This window comes from Paraburkholderia sp. CI2, from assembly GCF_014201055.1.
Classification (GTDB): domain Bacteria; phylum Pseudomonadota; class Gammaproteobacteria; order Burkholderiales; family Burkholderiaceae; genus Paraburkholderia; species Paraburkholderia tuberum.
Genome location: NZ_JACHDL010000042.1, coordinates 1 through 17,649 on the forward strand (window position 1 = coordinate 1; position 17,649 = coordinate 17,649).

14 protein-coding genes and 5 pseudogenes are annotated in these 17,649 nt (G+C 61.7%); 7 read left to right on the plus strand and 12 right to left on the minus strand.

All coding sequences use genetic code 11. The features are described from left to right. Positions 1-274, plus strand: a 274-nt coding sequence (locus tag HDG32_RS36045) for a hypothetical protein (RefSeq protein ID WP_221307959.1), incomplete at its 5' end; no start/stop codon positions are given. A 120-nt stretch (positions 275-394) separates the two neighbouring features. Here the strand turns inward: HDG32_RS36045 and HDG32_RS34305 are convergent. Further along, positions 395-1,144 carry an S-adenosyl-l-methionine hydroxide adenosyltransferase family protein gene (locus HDG32_RS34305; RefSeq protein WP_184074091.1) on the minus strand — a complete coding sequence of 250 codons (750 nt, stop codon included), beginning with the start codon at positions 1,142-1,144 and terminating at the stop codon, positions 395-397. A gap of 437 nt (positions 1,145-1,581) precedes the next feature. Here HDG32_RS34305 and HDG32_RS34310 point away from each other — a divergent pair, with 437 nt between their 5' ends. Both HDG32_RS34310 and HDG32_RS34315 read left to right on the plus strand, forming a co-directional pair. Beyond that, positions 1,582-2,721 carry a patatin-like phospholipase family protein gene (locus tag HDG32_RS34310; RefSeq protein WP_184074094.1) on the plus strand — a complete coding sequence of 380 codons (1,140 nt, stop codon included), beginning with the start codon at positions 1,582-1,584 and terminating at the stop codon, positions 2,719-2,721. A 48-nt stretch (positions 2,722-2,769) separates the two neighbouring features. After that, a complete protein-coding gene (locus HDG32_RS34315; protein ID WP_184074096.1) occupies positions 2,770-2,928 on the plus strand; it encodes a hypothetical protein in 159 nt (52 codons plus the stop codon). 205 nt (positions 2,929-3,133) lie between these two features. On the opposite strand, the gene HDG32_RS34320 is transcribed toward HDG32_RS34315, so the two are convergent. Continuing rightward, positions 3,134-3,442, minus strand: a complete 309-nt coding sequence (locus HDG32_RS34320) for a DUF1488 family protein (protein WP_184074098.1) — start codon at positions 3,440-3,442, stop codon at positions 3,134-3,136. 129 nt (positions 3,443-3,571) lie between these two features. After that, the gene (locus HDG32_RS34325) at positions 3,572-4,828 is read right to left on the minus strand and encodes a tyrosine-type recombinase/integrase (protein WP_184074145.1); all 1,257 of its coding nucleotides are present in this window, start codon (positions 4,826-4,828) and stop codon (positions 3,572-3,574) included. 175 nt (positions 4,829-5,003) lie between these two features. On the opposite strand from HDG32_RS34325, the gene HDG32_RS34330 reads away from it, so the two are divergent. The 3 genes from HDG32_RS34330 (at position 5,004) to HDG32_RS34340 (ending at position 6,903) form a co-directional block, all read left to right on the plus strand. After that, positions 5,004-6,101, plus strand: coding sequence for a DNA-binding protein (locus tag HDG32_RS34330; RefSeq protein WP_184074100.1), 1,098 nt, complete (start codon positions 5,004-5,006; stop codon positions 6,099-6,101). Positions 6,102-6,106: 5 nt separating this feature from the next. Next, the gene (locus HDG32_RS34335; protein ID WP_260336701.1) at positions 6,107-6,424 is read left to right on the plus strand and encodes a hypothetical protein; all 318 of its coding nucleotides are present in this window, start codon (positions 6,107-6,109) and stop codon (positions 6,422-6,424) included. Positions 6,425-6,708: 284 nt separating this feature from the next. Continuing rightward, entirely contained in the window at positions 6,709-6,903 is a 195-nt protein-coding gene (locus HDG32_RS34340; protein ID WP_184074102.1) for a hypothetical protein, read from the plus strand. 366 nt (positions 6,904-7,269) lie between these two features. Here HDG32_RS34340 and HDG32_RS34345 read toward each other — a convergent pair. Next, positions 7,270-7,875, minus strand: a pseudogene (locus tag HDG32_RS34345) (DUF2242 domain-containing protein); the annotation flags it as partial. A gap of 719 nt (positions 7,876-8,594) precedes the next feature. Continuing rightward, positions 8,595-8,843, minus strand: a pseudogene (locus tag HDG32_RS34350) (helix-turn-helix domain-containing protein); the annotation flags it as partial. A gap of 335 nt (positions 8,844-9,178) precedes the next feature. Here HDG32_RS34350 and HDG32_RS34355 point away from each other — a divergent pair. Next, positions 9,179-9,946: pseudogene (locus HDG32_RS34355) on the plus strand (TIGR03118 family protein); the annotation flags it as partial. A 280-nt stretch (positions 9,947-10,226) separates the two neighbouring features. On the opposite strand, the gene HDG32_RS34360 reads toward HDG32_RS34355, so the two are convergent. From HDG32_RS34360 to HDG32_RS34390, 7 genes and pseudogenes are all read right to left on the minus strand, one after another. After that, positions 10,227-10,637 carry a hypothetical protein gene (locus HDG32_RS34360; RefSeq protein ID WP_184074104.1) on the minus strand — a complete coding sequence of 137 codons (411 nt, stop codon included), beginning with the start codon at positions 10,635-10,637 and terminating at the stop codon, positions 10,227-10,229. 230 nt (positions 10,638-10,867) lie between these two features. Further along, positions 10,868-11,608 carry a hypothetical protein gene (locus tag HDG32_RS36885; RefSeq protein WP_311540551.1) on the minus strand — a complete coding sequence of 247 codons (741 nt, stop codon included), beginning with the start codon at positions 11,606-11,608 and terminating at the stop codon, positions 10,868-10,870. 295 nt (positions 11,609-11,903) lie between these two features. Beyond that, complete coding sequence (locus HDG32_RS34370) at positions 11,904-12,704, minus strand: hypothetical protein (protein WP_184074105.1); 801 nt, start codon at positions 12,702-12,704, stop codon at positions 11,904-11,906. 474 nt (positions 12,705-13,178) lie between these two features. Beyond that, positions 13,179-13,608, minus strand: a pseudogene (locus HDG32_RS34375) (DsbC family protein); the annotation flags it as partial. A gap of 359 nt (positions 13,609-13,967) precedes the next feature. Then, positions 13,968-14,966 (minus strand): cytochrome d ubiquinol oxidase subunit II, encoded by a 999-nt coding sequence (gene cydB, locus HDG32_RS34380; RefSeq protein WP_184074106.1) that lies wholly within the window; start codon positions 14,964-14,966, stop codon positions 13,968-13,970. Positions 14,967-15,001: 35 nt separating this feature from the next. Beyond that, positions 15,002-16,399, minus strand: coding sequence for a cytochrome ubiquinol oxidase subunit I (locus HDG32_RS34385; protein ID WP_184074107.1), 1,398 nt, complete (start codon positions 16,397-16,399; stop codon positions 15,002-15,004). Between the two features lie 279 nt (positions 16,400-16,678). Continuing rightward, a pseudogene (locus HDG32_RS34390) lies at positions 16,679-17,065 on the minus strand (heterodisulfide reductase-related iron-sulfur binding cluster); the annotation flags it as partial. Between the last annotated feature and the right edge of the window lie 584 nt (positions 17,066-17,649).

Here is a 17,649-nt window from a genome sequence, read left to right on the forward strand (position 1 = left end):
TCGTAAAACCCCGCTCTTCCGGCGCCGCCGGCGGTTCGTCGTCTCCGGCGGCTACGCCGCCTCCGACTCCTCACCACCGGCCAAGGTAATTGTCAAAGGACCGACCAAGGTAATTGTCGTTCTCTATTCACCTTCTCGTCGACGCCGTGATAGCCGTAAAGGCAGTCAAACGCGTCGCTGGATCAGGGTCACGCGCCGCATTGAAATTCCATCGGGTTTCCACACGACCTGGGTCGGTTTATGCCTTTCGCGTAGACTGCCGCATGTTTGCTGACGGCGCTTCTCGATTGTCATCCCGAGATGTGCCGCCTCCGGGTTCCCCGCTGCTCCTCAGGAACCGCCTCGAGGACAAACAGCATTTCAGCCTTCGGGACACCAGCGTATTTTCCTGGCGCTATGTCGGCGATTCACCGCCCCCGTTCACTCGGACGGGATCTCCGACACGTACGCCAAGCTGCGTCGCGGCGCTGCCGCGATTCACGGCGATCTCGACGAGCCCGATTGAGTTCTCGTACCAGAAGGCTTGACCGGCCATTGCATCGGAAAAGACCCGGGCATATTCGACACCGGTATCTGCGATGCTTAGCCGTGCAGTTCTCGGCACGGTTCCGGCCCGCAGCCCCGTCATTGCATTGCCGTAGTGATCGACGTAAACGACCTCGGCGAAATCGTCTGCATCCAGGTGCACGCGCAAGCCTGTCCTCTCAACGAGCTTGTCGGGAGGCAACTCGCCGCGGCTGATCCATGCTGCCATCGGGGCGAACAGGTCACGACCATGAAATGAGGCGGATAGCGCGGCGGGACGCCATGTAATCTGCCAGGTCAGGGTACGCGCCGCGCGCGCCGCCACGACCGAGAGCAGCCCGTTGTCCGGCCCGACGAACCACTGCCCGTCGGCTTGCAGCACGACGGCATCCCGCTCGCCGCCCACGCCGGGATCGACCACGGCCAGGAAGACACAATCCGGCGGATACCACTGCGCAAGCGCCGCGAGCAGATGCGCGCCTGCCTGCGAGTCGTAGTTCGGGGCAGTATGCAGCATATCGATAATGGGGGTACCGGCTGCCGCATGTCGCAGCAAGGCGACCCTTACCTGTCCGACATAGAAGTCGTCGGCCCCGAAATCGGTAAAGAGTGCGAGCATCGCGTAGCCTCCTTGCAGTCCTGTGCCGCCTCGTCGGTCAGCGTTCCTCCCATCGCGATGGCGAGTAACCGCGATGCGCATGTCTCCTGTTCCGCTCTGGCCGGGGCAGGCCTGGCGAAGCATCGCCCCGCGCGGGACAGGTTTCGATTGTAAGACCTCGTTTCGCGACAGTATCAAGCGGGTCGGATGTCGCCGGTACCGGAGGTTGAGCGCGCTTGGTCGCCAGATGAAATGGAGGTCAGCGTGCGTCGATCGCCTACACTTGCTAATGGCATTCGGGTCCCATCGTCGCACGTCGTCACGCAACGCCAAGGAAACAGGATCCCATCCTGGCGATCGATTCGCGCTCGCCCCGCGCACCGCTACCCCCAACGGTGAAACTGCGCGTGGGGCGCCTTACTCAGGTCGCGCTACGGAAAAGATCAGCGAGGCAATCGATGAGAGTGAACCAGCCAGCGCGCACAGAGTTGCCCGGGCAAGTCGTACTCGTCTTTCAGGGTGGTGGCGCGTTGGGCGCGTATCAGCTTGGTGTCTATCAGGCGATGGACGAAGCGGGCATACAGCCGGATTGGGTGATCGGCACCTCCATTGGCGCGATCAACGCAGCCTTGATCGCCGGGAATCCACCGGAGCACCGTTGTCGACGGCTGGAGGAATTCTGGAACCAGGTGACCGACCGCACCCGCCTGGACGTGCCTGCTGCCTGGCCTGGCTGGGACAAGATCTTTGCAAAATGGATGATCATCGGCGGCGGCATCGAGGGATTCTTCCAGCCCAATCCGGCATCCTGGCTCGGACCGCTCGCCCGGCTCGGCGTGGATCGAGCGTCGTATTACCTGATTGCGCCGTTGCGCGATACGCTTTGTTCGCTGGTCGACTTCGATCTGCTGAACGCCGGGCATCCGCGACTGACCGTGGGCGCAGTTCACGCCTGCACGGGCGCGATGCGCTACTTCGACTCGCGCGACCAACGGCTGAATGCCTCGCACATCATGAGCTCGGGCGCGCTGCCACCCGCGTTCCCGGCCGTGCGGATTGACGGAGAGCCGTATTGGGACGGCGGCGTTTATTCCAACACCCCGGTCGAGGTGGTGCTGGATGACAAGCCCCGCAAGAGTTCGGTCATCTTCTCGGTACAAGTGTGGAACCCGATCGGCCCTGAGCCGGAAAGCATATGGCAGATCTCGGAGCGGCAAAAGGACATCCAGTACGCCAGTCGCACCGACAGTCACATCGCGCGTCAGCAGCAGATACACCGTCTCCGCCATGTGATCCGCGAACTGGTTAAGCGCTTGCCGGAAGCCGAGCGCGCCTCGTCCGAAGTCCAGGAGCTTGCCGCCTGGGGGTGCCAGACCACCATGCGTATGATCAAACTTGCTGCGCCCCGCCTGGACGGGGACGACCAGTTGAAGGATATCGATTTCACCCCAGCCGGCATTGCTTCCCGACAGCGCGCGGGCTATGAAGCAGCAATGCGGGCCATTGCCGCGCGCCCGTGGGACGCACCGATGGACCCAGTAGAAGGATTGACCGTCTACAGCGCGGATGAAGACGTAACCGGTGAGAGACGCGTTTGACGCCTGCCCGAATAAAGACCCGTCGCCGTTGACCGAATGATGCGATTGATGAAATTCCCGGTGGCCGGTGATGGCGTAATGCCAGGTTTCTTCGGCGCTCCGGGTGCAGGCAAGGCCGCGCTGATTGCCCGTCCGCAGGATCAGAGCTCGCGACGTATAGCGCGTCGCGCAGCGATGAACTTTACTTCGGCCGCCCGCCGCAGCTGAAGCACTGCGCCAGGTCGAATGGGCGGCCAAGGCCGTGCACCGTGCACCAGTAGAGAGGACGTGCGCAGCGATGCGGTCTCGCCGATTTGCGCGATTTCCCTGTGCAGCCGGCAACATGGCGGGGCGTCGGGCGTCGGGCGCCGCAGCGAGGCTGCGCCGCTCGTTCTTCTCCCGCCCGCGCACAAAGCGCGAATCTGGGCGCCACCTAAGCGCCGCGTCGCGTGCGCATTCGCCTGCCGTCTTGCGCCTGGCGATGCACGAAGTCGGTCGGTGTCAGTTCAAGCGTTGTGGTCGGATGGGCGAGCAGCTTCCGTTCGGTGATGGCCCGGATGCGGCTGTAACCGTCACGAAATGTCTTCAGGATCCGCGCGTCGCTGGCCTGCGGTTCAAGCCAGAAGCAGGCTTCCAGCGCCCGGATGGTAATGACGCATCCAACCGTGCTCTGATGGGGGAGGCCGAAGGCCACTCCGCGGCGATCCGCGAGCACTTGCGGTTCAAGGTCGAGGAGTTCCATAACCGGTCAGGGACGACGCTTCAAGAAGCGTTAAGAGCATTTTTGCACAGGCGATGCAATCTGAATATGGGACGGCTGTGCTGTACTGCGCCGGGGCGCTGACATCCGCAATACGAAAAGTCACCGGCCTCACCAGCCGATGCGGTGTTTCGCATCGGTTTCATCATGCCGGCGATCGTCGTCAGCATGAAGATACACGCTGGTGGTAGTAAGCGATGCATGCCCGAGGTTGTCGCGCACGAGGCGCAGATCTACTTTCTGGTCGGCCATGTGCGAACCGGCAGTATGTCGCAGCCAGTGAGCAGACGCCGCCTGGAGCAGGTCCGCGCGTGACAGGAATTCTCCGCCGCGTTCACGCAGCCGGTCGGCGGCGCCTGCAAACACGTTTTTCACGATCGCGTGCAGCGCGGCCCGCGTGAGCGGTGCGTTTGATCGACCGTCAGCGTTGCTGCGGGCGAGTTCCGTCCTGCTTCCTGCGGTTTGTCCCGCCGTACTTCCGATTGGGAGCACAAGTGGCGTTGCCTCACCGGGTGAGGGCAGGGCCGTCATCCCGAACGATTGCCGGTAGCGCCTGAGCTCGGTCATCAGTTCGCGCGTCGCCGGTACCAGCCGTTCCCTGTCGCCCTTGCCGTGTACGGTCAGCCACCAGCGCATCATGCCATCCGCATCGCGCCGCACGAAAAACTGACCCATCGTGTTGCCACCGACCTCGGCGATGCGCAGGCCGCCCAGATACAGCAGCGTAAAGAGCCAGCGCACGCGGTGATGGTGCGCGCGGGTGCGGGCCGTATCCTGTGGCATCGACGTGATGTAGTCCTTTACCTCCTGCCAGAGGCCCGGTTCCAGATAGCGGGCAATGCGCGGCGCGGCATGCCGCACACGCTGGCGCGAGAGCGCGAGCGGGTTGCCGGCCAGATACCCCGCCTGCACCAGCCATGAAAACAGCACGTTCAGAATGACCATCGCCTGCCGGGTGCTGGCAGGGGACAGTGGGCCGTAGAAAGGTCTCCAGCGCGCGTCGCCGCGCGGATGCTTGCGACCCCTGCCCGAGACCCATGTTGCGGCGGGCTGCGGGTCTGCGAGAAAGCGCTGATAGCGGACAAGGTCCTCGTGGGTGAGTGACGACAGCGGTTTGCCTGGCTGCACGAGCGACCAGAGCAGCAGCCGCTCGGCTTCCTTGCGGTAGCTGTCGAAGGTCGCCGGCTTGTCGGCAAAGCGCGCGAGCCATGCCTGTATTGCCTCCAGGTCATTTGCCGCGGCAATCTGCGCATGGCCGCCGATCGCGCGGTTCGATCCCGTGCGACCGTCAAGCGCCGCAGGGATAGCGAGCGTTTCGAGCGGAGCGGGTTGCAGCGCGACGCCGCTGCGGGCGGCCGAAGTCGACATGAAGGTGAGCTTTTCCGGGGGGCGCGTCGAGGCGCGCAATGGTAGACGGTCCTGCGTGGTAATTTCCAACATTATAGCCGTAATGTCAAAATATGGTCGTTGATGCGTTAGATATGGGGCGGTTTACGTTGTATTACGTTGTATCATTTATCAGATTCCACACCAGCATGCTTCCATGGCCGACGCCCTCCCTGTCGAAACCCGTCTCGCCGCTGAAATCGACCGTCTGAAGGCCGAAATCCCGAAGACGCGCGAGCTGTACCGCGAGGTCTGCGCGCTACTGTTCTTCCGCTTCGGGATCACGCCGACCGCGAACCGCCTCTACCAGCTGGTGAAGCGGGGCAGCATGAGCACGCCGACCCAGGTACTCGGTGAATTCTGGGCCGAACTGCGCGAAAAGAGCCGGGTGCGCATCGAACACCCCGACCTGCCCGCCGATCTGGGGCCGGCTGCCGGCGAACTGGTCGCGGCGCTCTGGACCCGCGCAACCGCCTCTGCCGAAGCCGCGCTCGACGCGCTGCGCGACGAGGTCGAGGCGCAACGCGTTGAGGCGCAACGGTCGGTCGTTGCTGCCCGCGACGAACTGGGTCGCGTCGAGACCGCGCTCGAACAGCGCACGGCGGCGCTCCTTGCCGCGCAGGTCGAGGTGCGCGAACTGGAAAAGGCGCAGGCCGAGGGCCACGCGGCGCGGCAGGCGTGCGAGGCCGAGGTCGTCCGGCTCAAGGCCGAGGCGCTCGTGCGCGACCGTGAACTGGACAAGGTGCGCGAAGGTTTCTCGCGGGATCTCGAGAAGCTGCGCGAGAGCGCGGAACGCGCCGAAGAGCGCCTGCGGGCGTCGGAAAAACGCGCGCTGCTGGAGATCGACCGCGAGCGGGGTACGGCCGCGAAGCTGCAGAAGGACCTCGATGCCGCGGTGAAGCGGGCCGACAGTCGCGAGGCGGACCATCACAGGGCGGTCGAGGTGCTGCGGGCGCAGATCGGGGACGCGCGTCACCAGGCGGGCATGCTGCAGGGACGGCTCGATGCCGTGCTGGCCACGAACGTCGCGCTGCAGCAACAGCTGGCGGCACTGCGGCAGGCGGATACACGCGACGCCCGGCCGGCCCGAGCGAAGGCCGCGTCTGCCCGTCCAACCGCGGCGCGCCCTGCACTGACGCGCCCCATGCGGCCGCCGGCCACGCCGGGCACGCCGGGCGCGTCGGGCAAGCCATCTGCGACACCCGCGTCACCGGCGACGGCAAACAAACCTGTGGCACGTCGCAAGCGGGGGTAGGCGCGATGGAAGACAGGAACAGCCGCCCGCGGAAACGGCACAAAGCCCCGGCCTGTGCCCCCAGCCTCGTCGCGTACGAAGGCGCGGATGCTGATCCTGTTGAGCGGTGGTTCTGTGAAACGTCAGATGCGAGAACCGATCCGGAAATCACCGAAGCAGTCGTCCGGTTCATTGAACAGCATGGTGCGCGTTCGGTCGTCGGCGTCGATCGCATCATGGGGTGCCCGCATGAGGAAGGCATCGACTATCCGGACGGCGAAACCTGTCCCCGGTGTCCGTTCTGGAGCGACCGTGACCGGCGGAGCGGCGGGTTGATCAGGTGAGGCCAGTTTGGTGCTCTCGCGACTGTACGCGGGGCAACCGGCGTTGAAGCTGGGTGACGCTATTTCGCGTGCGGAAGACCCTTCAATCTGTCCAATATGCGGGACCACCCGGATTGCTCCGCTCCCGAGCCTCCTTCTATCTTCAACTCCCCGCTGCCAATCGCAGCCAGACGCGCCATCGGTAATGCGTCGCCGACAGCGACCTTGGCCGGGCAGGCACGACCCACAGGTCAGTAGCCGCCGCAATCCCCTACGGCACCCACTCGAACGACCAGGAGACAGGAATGCTCAGCGCCCATGAATTTGCGACATTGATGCTCGTCAGGGACTCGGCCGACCATCTTGCCCAGCGGCAGGAACTTGACACATTGCTCGAACGCCAGCTTGTCGCCATGGAGCAACTTGCCGGCGGTACGGTGCGGCCTCGCATTACGCAGGACGGAGATTCCCTCCTTCGGGCCTTCGCACGCTGTCACTGAGATGTCGCACCCTATGAGCCCGCAAGCCAATATGATGCAGGCTTGAGCGTTGTTCCGGACACTTGTCGCGGCCCAACTTCGAGGGCCGCCCGATCTGCACTGGGACAGCGCGAGCATGACGCCGTTTATGCGCCGAATTTTACGACCGGGCTGACGACCGCGGCGGCTCGCGTGTGCTGCCAGGCGGGTCCGTACATGGCAACATGGCACGTCAGGCGGTTCGACTCCTCGTCGCTGGATGCTAGCGGGGAAAGTGGGCGGACAAAACGCGGCTCGAGCACACGTTCGGGCACGCGATACCGTGGACGCTTACCTGGCGCTCGTCGCTTTCTCCGAATCATTACCCGTCTGGGCTGCCCCGATAGGTGGCACGGCGTCGTTCATCGACGGCAGCGCTTCCTTCGGCGCTGCCGCGGCGGCAATGTCGCCAGCCTGAGCAGAGTCGGCCTTCAGGTAGTGGTCGACGAGCGCAAAGAAACGCTGATAGAAAACGCCGGCAGGAATCGTCTCGCTCGCAACCTTCACCATCGAGTCATCGCTTGAGCCGATCGGCAGCGACAGCGATCCGAACACGCTCAGTCCGACGCTCGCCGACGTGTTGCTCTTCTTCAGCGCATAGCGATCCTGCACCGCGTTCACGTACGCGGTACTGCTGTTGCCTCTGGTGTCGTCGGCGGTACAGACCACATGGATTTCGATCACCGCGTGCGTATCGCCGGTGGGCTGGAAATTTTTCGAGCCGTCGACCGAATCGGGCCTCGTTGAACTGGCGATATACCCCTGGCTGAGCAACGCACGGCGGGCCGCTTCGCAGGCGGGTTCCGTCTTCGCGGCGAACTTGTGCATATAGGGGCTATCGCCTGCGTCGAACTGTTCTTGCTGATAAAGCGGCTTCGGTGTCGAGCACGCAGACAGTGCGCTCGCAAGCGCAAGCACGAAAGCCGCGGAGGAAAAGCGGAGCTGGGTATGCATGGCTGTATAGGGGGATCGGCTCGAGCGGAGAAGGGGTCCAAAGCCAGAAGGCCGGACACCCAATGCTCTTTCGCAGCATGAGAGGGACACATCACGCGGCCGATCCGAAAGTGAACGGGCCGCGCCATTATAGTTTTCTTTCCCTACAACTACCTTCGACGGTGTCGTGAGCGCAGGTCCGTTCGGATACGGGTTGAACAAGGTTCGCCATGAACGCCGCAAAAAGTCCGTCGCGGTGATCGCACGGCCGTCACCGAGCTTGTGCGCGCGACCGTTCTTGCTGGATAAGGCGAGCGGCTCGAAGAGACACTGTGCGCCCGACCTGAAGTGCGGAACATGGAGCCTGGCACGGCGATCGATAAGGCGGTTAAGAAGGCGGAGCGCAGTCTTGCCGCATATCGGGCGCAATAGTAGACCACGAAGGCTGCCACGCCGATCATCGCAGAGTGGCCTGCATCCGCGCGTGCTCGCCATGCTGTTCGGTTGGATCGGCTACCCCTCGTAGCACACCGGGGTACGACGACGTACGATCAGCGGATACAGGTCTAGGTACGCAACGGCCTCTCCAGCGCGTAACGCCGGCAATGTTCGAGGTATTCGGCTTCGTGCATCACCAGCAATTCCACGATGCTGTGCCACAGGCCACGACGGCGCATCGGCAGATTTCGGGCGGCTTCTCCTGAGTTCGGCGGAGCCACGCTTTGCGGGTTGCCGCATCCGGCGAGGTCAGGTCGCGGCGCGCGGGCTGGATGTCTGCCATACAGGCCAGCCAAACGCTCACTGGTGAAACGCATTTGCCACGTTGTAATGAAACGCGAATCGCAACGCAATTCCGCCATGATCGCCGCACGCGAGTCCCCTTCGTCGGGCAGCAAGATCAACCGCGCACGCCTCACCTGGCCAACGGCCATCGTGCGGCTGCGCTGCATCGACATCAGTTCTTCGCGCTCGGTTTCACTCAGATTCATTTTGTCCTGCACGATTAGATCAGTGCAGTTTCATTGGTTCAATGGACTAGTGACCAAAGAAGAACGGAGACAGGGAATCCCGCAGGGTGAAGAGCAGACCATCGCCGGGCATTAAGCGTCGATAGATATAGAGTGCATATTAATGGCGTTGCGTGGCTGCGGCGCGCTGCAGGAATGACTGATCGGTATCGGCGCGGCCGCGTCAGCAGCTCTCTAGCGTAGATCGCATCGCCCAGGTTACGCCACGAAATGCTGCTATTGAGAGAAGAATACTTATCGTAATAGATGCATGGTGAATTCCATTTCGGAGAAAAGCCGGTACCAATACCCCGACCGTATTCCTCTTCGCAACTGAAGATGGCACGATTTCCGCTTGGGCAGGTGGGTGAATCCGGCGAACAACGCCGTGATCGCGGTCGATAACTCGTCCAATCCCTCCGCCGCCAACGGGGCTGTCTACAAGGGGCTGGTGTTCGGAGTGAATGCGCAAGGCGGATTCCTGTTTGCGACGAACTTCCGTTCGGGTCGGATCGATGTATTCGGGCCGAACGGTTCAGACGGCCTGTTCACGCCCGCGACGACCGACGGTGGCTTCGCCGACCCGAACATCCCAGCCGGCTATGACCCGTTTTGGTATCGCGAACATCGATGGGGATCTTTTCGTCACCTACGCGAAGCAGGACAAACAGAAGCACGACGACGATGCAGCCGCGGTCGTGGATTCGTCGACGTATTCGATACCGACGGCCGCCTGCTGCGTCGCTTTGCAAGCTGAGGGACGCTCGACTCGCCGTGGGGTATCACGCGCGCATCGTTTGCGTTCGGCCGCTTCAGCGGCAAGATTCTCGTTGGCAACTTCGGCGATGGTCGAATCAATGTCTTCGACAATGACGGCTCGTTCGTCGATCAGTTGGAGAATGAGTTCGGCAATCCACTGGCTATCGACGGTCTGTGGACTCTGACACTCGGTGGCGGGCGCAATTCGAGTCCAGACACGCTGTATTTCTCGGCAGGTCCTTAACAAGGAGACAAATGGACTCTTCGGGATCATCGCTCCAGTAAGCGGCTCCAGGGAACGAGCGTCCGGGCAGCACGGACAATAGCCGGCAGCGCGCCCCTGGGCAACTCCAGAAGCGCGATGTCGCTGACCCATTGACGATATCGATTCAAGTTCGAGACGAAGGACCTCACCTCAGCCGGTCGCGGAACTCGCCAGACGTGACCGGCTGTTCATTGTTCCGTGGTGCCTGAAGGCCAGAATGACTCGTGGTACGGCAATTCCCGTCCTTCCACACTGAGCTTTACCCACAAGTCTGGTTATCAACTGGATCGAACGGTGTAAACTTGAGTCATTCTGTCGATGCAGCGGCAGCGGATAGGCGATCAGGGACCGTGACAGCGGCACTGGACACGCAAAACGTGCCACCTGTCCCGCACAACATGCCATCCGATGACGGCGCCACCACCATGCCACTGGCTGTGAATAATGGTGGTGAGTATTGAGAGAACGGGGTATGGCAGGTTTGCATCATGAAGGCAAAGGTTCTGTTTGCCATGCTGCTGCTTGGCGCGATAGATTGCGCTGCGGAGCCAGGTTATTACAACACGTGCGCGGCGTATCCGAGTTATCCGTGCGAGTTCTATGCCGGGTGTCCGTCTCGCGGCCAGCCATGCGTATTCCTTGGCGGCGGTTTCCACCGCTTCCACGACTTTGACCATGACGACGGCTTTCACCATGGGTTCCACGGTGGCAGCACTCACTTCGAGCAGGGCGGGGGCCAAAGCGGCGGTCATGGCGGACGCCACTAGGCACCGGCACAGGCTCGCACGTGCAGTCGCGATATGAAATGCATGGATTATAGAGTGTGAGGCGCCATACGAGCATCCACGATGTCGCCGATCGACGAGACGCCTTGGAGCGTTGCAGGTACCACCTGCCCGGCGACGAACGCCGCGACCAGCGCTGGCACGCGCGGACTTCGGTCACGCCGGGACGGCCATCGACACATCGAACAATTTCCTGATTACTTGCCCTTGGCTGCCGCGGCACCTTTCTTGGCGCCCGCAGCCCCCGCTCTGGCCGTGGAGGTCGCCGTGGTGGCTGCGGCTCCTTGCGCCTTCGCTATCATGTGCTCAGCAATCAGTTCTGTCTGAAATCGATTGATAGTGTCGGGATCCGTAAATATGGTCTGCGTGTTGTTTTGCGCCTTGTAACCTGGGCCGCCCGGCTTGCCCTTGACAACGAACGTCCCCTCGCCGGACGCCGACCAATTCGTTGATCCCTCCCCGCCGACCTTGCCATCGGCCACGAATCCCTTCGTGTGACTGATCTGATGGGTAGCCGATTGTCCGATCACAAAGTACGTGTTGAATTTGGCAGGGTCCTGTGCGATATCGGAATCGAGAAGCTTCTTTTCATGAACACCGCCAGCCTGGCTCTTGTCAAGGGTGATCATCATGGTGATGCTCGGGTCACGGGCTTGCTGCATGAGAATATCGTTGAGTTCGTCGTCGTCAAATCCAAACATGTTCATGTACAGGGAGACACTTGCACGGGAAAGGACGTACTTCAGGATGTCGTGAACGTCGTCACGTCCTACGTAGAACAGGTGAAAGTCCTTGCTCGCCGTGTTTGAGTAGCTTTTCTCGCGCGTGTATTGCTGCAGTTCAAGCAGATCGAATTTCTGCAGGGTCTGCGTGACATCGGGATATGACGTTGCTCTTGCTGATTTTTGCTGCCATTTCGGAGCCTCCTCGCGTAGCACTGAGAAATCTCAGCAGTCGCGGTGGGCTGACAGACAGAAAACCGAGCGACCGATGAGCGATAGCAAAACTTCGATGGGACTGCAGGACTTCGACAAAGCCGCCGTTCGAAACGTCGGCACTACCGCCGAACGATGAAAGGCGCACCGTCAATGTGCGTCGGGAACGGCCGATTGAACCGCCCCGGGTTTCCCACTGTGACCAATACTGCTGAGGCAGCTGCGTGCGGTGTGAAATGCAGCGATTCGCTCAACGAGCGTGAATTGCACTTCGCGTGCTTTTCCGCCCGGGCCCCGGCTAGACGAATTGCGCCGACCCGAGCACCCGGTAGTTAGGATTGGTACTGCCCGTCGGATTGCGGTGGCCGTGCCCGAACCAGGCTTTGGGCGCATAGGCGGGGCGGTCGTATTCACAACTGCCGTAGCTCGCCCAGAAGAGTTCCCAGTGTGCGCCGTTCGCGTGGCCGAACACGATGGTGCCGCCGGTGAACTCGACGTTCGTACGCGACTGTCCGAGCTTGCGGTTGATCTCGACCATCGCGCCTGCGTTGTAAGCCGGCTTGGCCACGTTGCCGAGCGGCAGCAGGTTCAGCCCGAGAGGAGCCGCCGCAAGGTGGCCGCGCGCGGTGTTGTACAGGTTATTCAGGTAAGCGGTGCAAGCCGGCAGTTCCAGCGTCGGCTGCAAGCCGCCCAGGTGACCGCCGGGCGCATTGGACTGGTTGTTCGCGTGGTAGACGACGATGGACCCCGGTACGCCGTGCACGCTGTCGACGTAGACCATGCAGCCAGACAGGTTGGTCGTCAGAAACGACTGCGGCGCGCCTGCGCCGCCGGGCGGCGGGAGCACCATCGAAGTGATTTCGTCGGTCGCGAACGGTAGGAAATAGGTGTCACCGGCGGGCGCGGCCTGCGGATTCAGGCTCGTGAGGCCGGCAATGCCGACGCCGACATTCATCGCCGGATTAAGGTTGACCCGGCAGTTCGCCGCCGTGTAGTGGCGGTGCAAGCCGTTGACCAGCGGCACGAACGCCCCGCCATTGAAGTTGCCGGTCGATACCGTGGTCGGGAGGGTACGACAGTTGGCGACATTGATGGGCATTCCGGGCGGCCTCCGGTTCGCTGTGGCGAGTGGCTTGCACGACGATACGCGGAAGTTCTTCCCGTCGTCAACACGCGCTGCGAAGCGCGCGGGAATTTTCACGTGGCCGCCGCCGTCAGCGCCGGCGCCGCGCTTGTATCTGGCGGCGCATGGCCAATGCTTCTGCGGAAAGAGTTGCCGGTCAGTTGCTGTGGCGCTCGAGGTTGCGGGCTACTCATTGGGGGAAACAAGGTATGCCCTGCTGCTGTGTTTCCGTGGACAAAAGGAGCTCCTTCTATCGGTGGAAAGCAGAGCGCAGCACCGCTGAAATGACAGCGCTCGGCATGAGTGTGTTCATGCGATGGGGATCGCGCTGCCGTTAGCTTGAAGTTAGACGAACTATGGATTCAAAGTTGTTTGACCACCTTTGTCGTAATGCCACAAAAACACGGCCCTCACCGGTTCAAAACTTACCGGTTTAGTGCTGTTGAGGAGTCAAGGTAACGACATAAGAGCCCTTTCGAGCAATACACCGAACAAGCGACGGCCGTTCTCGAGAAAAATCGTGGGTGTCCCGGTGACACTAAGTTGCCTGCCGAGCGCGACATTTCTCTTTAAAGCCGATGTATCGCACGCGCTTGTCATGGTTGGTACCCGGTTATCCCGCGTCCAGGAGCGCCATGCTGTCGCACGGTCCGCAGAACACCAGATCGCTTGCGCCTTGAGCGCCGAGTCCGGAGTCCGGCGTTAGCACCGGAAACAGAAATGTGTAGACCGTGATGTTGCCCACATCTTCCAGCGTGGTCTCAAGCTGCTTACAATATCCGCAATCAGGATCGGCAAATACTGCTATCTTGCGTGCGCCATTCCCTTTCACCTGCTTCAGTGCGTCTTGAACGGGAAGACTTGCAAACTCAATCTTGTGCGGAGTCTCAGCGAAACTCCGCTTCGACGGCGCGAAGGGCAGAAGAGCGCAACATGGCCAAGCAGACGATCGCTGAGTCAGGATGCGGCCAGACCGGACCTGCGAGAAGCCGGTCAGCGGCTCGTCGGGGGTAAAATTCATTCCGGTCGTGCGGCTCGCGGACTTGTCGCCGGCCGTGCGACTCAGTGCATGCCGACACGCATCAATATTTCGAAAGGAAGGGCGAGTAGCCCGGCACCCGCCACACCGAGACACCACAGCACGATGAACCAGAAGACGCGCCTAAGTTTCGTATCGCCGCCGTGCTCCGGAGATGCTCCCGGTGCATGGCCCACGCTCTCGTTCCGCATCGCGCGCTCCTAGTGGTACTCGGCGCCGCGGGCGAGCTTTCCCCTGAAGACCCAATAGCCCGCGGTCGTATACGCAATGATGATCGGCAGGATCACAAGGGCGCCTACCAGCGTGAACACCTGACTCGACCGGGGCGCCGCCGCATCAGCGAGGGTGAGCGAGTAGGGAATCGCGTAAGGCCAAATGCTCACCAGCAAACCTATGTAGCCCAGCAGAATGAGAGCCAGCGCGAGGATGAACGGCGCAATATGCATGCGGCGCCTGACTGCGCGAAACATGAACAATGCGACGATCGCAACCAGAAACGGCACCGGCACCAACTGGGGGAACAGCCCCGGGTCGAACCAGCGTTTCGCGATCTGCGCGTCCGCCAGCGGCGTCCAGACGGATACGGCGATCATAAAGACCAGCAGCACGAGCGTCAGCGGCCAGGCGAGCTCATGCATCCGCTTTTGCAAATCCCCCTCCGTCTTGATGACGAGCCAGCATGCGCCCAGCAAGGCGTACATCGACATCAGGCCCAGGCCGCACATCAGGTTGAAGGGCTGAAACCAGAAAAACGCGTCGCCGGAAAAGGTATGGTTGGCGATCGGTATGCCGCGCAAATACGTACCGAGAATGACGCCCTGAAAAAACGATGCGCCCGCGGACCCGGCAAAGAACGCCAGGCTCCAGAGATTCTTCGTGCGAGTCGCCTTGCCGCGAATTTCGAAGGATACGCCCCGAAAGATCAGGCATACCAGCATGGTGACGATCGGCAAGTAAAGTGCGGACAGTGCGATCGAATAGACGACCGGAAAGGCCGCATACAGCGCCGCCCCGCCCAGCACGAGCCAGGTTTCGTTACCGTCCCAGACAGGCGCGATCGCGTGCATCATCATGTCGCGCTCTGCGTCATCGGGAAAGAACGGGAAGATCAGACCGATCCCGAGATCGAACCCGTCGAGCACGACATACATGAACAGCCCGAATGCGATGATCGCAGCCCAAGCAAGTGTGACGCCCATTTTCGGCTCCTGTCGTCCCGTGAAAGATCGCGCGGCTACTCGGCCGCGGCCAAGGGCCTGCGTCCCGTGTGGTCGGCATCGGGCCGCACCACCGCCTTGCGCGGCGCGTCCACCTCCTCGGGCTCCTCAGGCCCCATCCGAAGGAGCCGCAGGATATAGTAGATGCCGGTTCCGAACACCACGCTGTAGACGATGACAAATGCCATCAGCGAGACTCCGACCCCCTGCGACGTAACCGGCGAAACGGCGTCGGCAGTTCGAAGCACGCCGTACACGACCCACGGCTGGCGCCCGACTTCGGTCGTGATCCATCCCGCAACCAGCGATATGAAGCCTGTCGGCCCCATCACCAGCACGAAGCGCTGATACCACCTGCTCTCGAATAGCCGCCCCCCGCGCCGCAGCAGCGCGCCGACGAGCGCCAGCAGGATCATCAACATGCCGAGTCCCGCCATCAGGCGGAAAGTCCAGAAGATGATCGACGAATCGGGCCTGTCTTCCTTGGGGAATTCCTTGAGACCGCGAATTTCGCCGCTCCAGCTGTGAGTCAGGATCAGACTGCCAAGGTGGGGGATCTGAACAGCGTAGCGAGTCACCTCTGCATTCATGTCAGGAAAGCCGACCAGGTTCAACGCGGTCCCGCCCTTCTCGGTTTCCCATAGCCCTTCGATGGCCGCGATCTTGGCCGGCTGATATTTGCGCGTGTTCAACCCGTGCTGGTCACCGACCAAGGCCTGGATCGGCGTGAGGAACAGCAACAGCCACAGCGCCATCGAGAACATGGTCTTGACGGCGGGATCGCGTCGGCCCTTCAGCAGATGCCATGCGCCGGTCCCGGCGACCACAAGGGCGCCGACGATGAATGCCGCGATCGCCATATGGGCAAGTCTGAACGGGAACGATGGGTTGAAGATGACCTTGAACCAGTCGACTGGAACAACATGGCCGCCTTCCACCGTGATGCCCTGTGGCGTCTGCATCCAACTGTTGGACGCAAGAATCCAGAACGTCGAGATCAGCGTGCCGATGGCGACCATCAGCGTTGCGCCGAAATGCGCATTACGACCTACCTTGTCCCAGCCGAACAGCATGATCCCGAGAAAGCCCGCTTCGAGGAAAAATGCCGTCATGACTTCGTAAGTCAGTAGCGGGCCCGTTACAGGGCCGGCAAACTGCGCGAAGCCGGCCCAGTTCGTTCCGAACTGATAGGCCATGACAACACCGGACACCACGCCCATGCCGAACCCGACCGCGAAGATCTTGGCCCAGTAGACGCAAAGGTCCTTGTAGTGCTGCTTGCGCGTACGGATCCACGCGCCTTCCAGAACGGCCAGAAAGCTCGCGAGGCCGATGCTTAGCGCCGGAAAAATAATGTGGAACGATACGGTGAAAGCGAACTGTATTCTCGACAGATCCAATGCGCTCGGGTTCATGGCAACCGCTCCAGGCAATTTACAGCGCTCAGGCTCGATGTAGCGACGTCATGACGCTGCATCCCGGTCGCTGGACTTTCTGCGCGTGGGGTGGCGCTGCCGATATCGGCGAGCAACACCCGAGCGTGTCAAACGGCCGGCGCATCCGCTCACTTCGCGTCAGGGCAAGCATCACTAGCTGGATCGAGCCGCTTGCACGCTGCGGGCCATTGGTACAAGGTCAGCGAGCGTATACCTTGCGCACCGCGTATCAGTACGCCCTGAATGTCTGCCGGAGCGGTTGTGCAGGCCGACCTTGTGCGGAAATTCGGCCCACGGGAAGGCGTCGACCTTCAACACGTCGTGCAGGAATTCGACCAGCTCGAACGTATTGCTACGCACTTTCTTGACCTCGGCCGTCTGGTCGATCGCGGTCAGATGGTGGCGCACATGATGCACGCAACTGCCGCTGGGCGCGACGATGTAGTCGACGTCCGCTAAGTTCTTGACGAACAGTGCTTCGGTTGCCGCGGCGTCCCGCTCGCAGCCGCTATTACCCATCGGTTGTCCGCAACAGGTCTGGTCGAGTAGATACGCAACCTCGCAGCCGAGCCGTTCGAGCGTCGCTACGCGAACTTCGTGAAAGATTGCGTCGATGAAGGACGGGATGAATAGAGCCACCTTCATGGTTAACCCTCCATTGAGGACCAGATAGGCAGATGACCGTTTTCGTCTAACCTCAATTGGCCACGCGGCTTCTTGACGTTGTGGCCAGTTGAGTCTAGTTCACGCGCTGACTTGTCGTTTCCACTTTTTTCGGGGCCAGTTTACTTGGCGGAGGCCGGGCCGTCCCAAGCCACTATGCGGCGAGAGGGCATTGCCATGGAGCCGATCGAAGCTCCCCGGCCGGATGGCACTTTTTTTAGTTGGCTATGTGGCGACCGCTCGCGAAACTGCCGCCACCGGATCGGGCCTTCATCGACCAGGTGCTGGCCGACACGCTGGTCCGACGGATCGTACTGGCGCGCGTTCGAGACTATTTCCGGCACAGGAAGTCAGGAGAAGAGCATGCGAGTTGAAGTGATGCAGCATTACGGCCGACGGTACCGCTGAATCAGGCCGGCTACTTCGAGACCACGCACCACCAGCAACTGATAAAGGACATCAAGGGTGCGATCTTCGAAGGGCGGCTGATCGCGGTGTGCGGCGTCATCGGCAGCGGCAAGACGATGATGCTGCGCCGGCTTCAGCAGGCGCTGGAAGACGAGAAG

What these genes read in the sequence shown, in the direction of transcription:
- HDG32_RS34305 (WP_184074091.1), bottom strand. Translation starts at nt 1,144, where the DNA reads ATGCTCGCACTCTTTACCGATTTCGGGGCCGACGACTTCTATGTCGGA.
- HDG32_RS34360 (WP_184074104.1), bottom strand. Translation starts at nt 10,637, where the DNA reads ATGACCGCCGCTTTGGCCCCCGCCCTGCTCGAAGTGAGTGCTGCCACC.
- cydB (WP_184074106.1), bottom strand. Translation starts at nt 14,966, where the DNA reads ATGGGCGTCACACTTGCTTGGGCTGCGATCATCGCATTCGGGCTGTTC.
- HDG32_RS34370 (WP_184074105.1), bottom strand. Translation starts at nt 12,704, where the DNA reads ATGCCCATCAATGTCGCCAACTGTCGTACCCTCCCGACCACGGTATCG.
- HDG32_RS34320 (WP_184074098.1), bottom strand. Translation starts at nt 3,442, where the DNA reads ATGGAACTCCTCGACCTTGAACCGCAAGTGCTCGCGGATCGCCGCGGA.
- HDG32_RS34330 (WP_184074100.1), top strand. Translation starts at nt 5,004, where the DNA reads ATGGCCGACGCCCTCCCTGTCGAAACCCGTCTCGCCGCTGAAATCGAC.
- HDG32_RS34385 (WP_184074107.1), bottom strand. Translation starts at nt 16,399, where the DNA reads ATGAACCCGAGCGCATTGGATCTGTCGAGAATACAGTTCGCTTTCACC.
- HDG32_RS34335 (WP_260336701.1), top strand. Translation starts at nt 6,107, where the DNA reads ATGGAAGACAGGAACAGCCGCCCGCGGAAACGGCACAAAGCCCCGGCC.
- HDG32_RS34310 (WP_184074094.1), top strand. Translation starts at nt 1,582, where the DNA reads ATGAGAGTGAACCAGCCAGCGCGCACAGAGTTGCCCGGGCAAGTCGTA.
- HDG32_RS34340 (WP_184074102.1), top strand. Translation starts at nt 6,709, where the DNA reads ATGCTCAGCGCCCATGAATTTGCGACATTGATGCTCGTCAGGGACTCG.
- HDG32_RS34325 (WP_184074145.1), bottom strand. Translation starts at nt 4,828, where the DNA reads ATGTCGACTTCGGCCGCCCGCAGCGGCGTCGCGCTGCAACCCGCTCCG.
- HDG32_RS34315 (WP_184074096.1), top strand. Translation starts at nt 2,770, where the DNA reads ATGAAATTCCCGGTGGCCGGTGATGGCGTAATGCCAGGTTTCTTCGGC.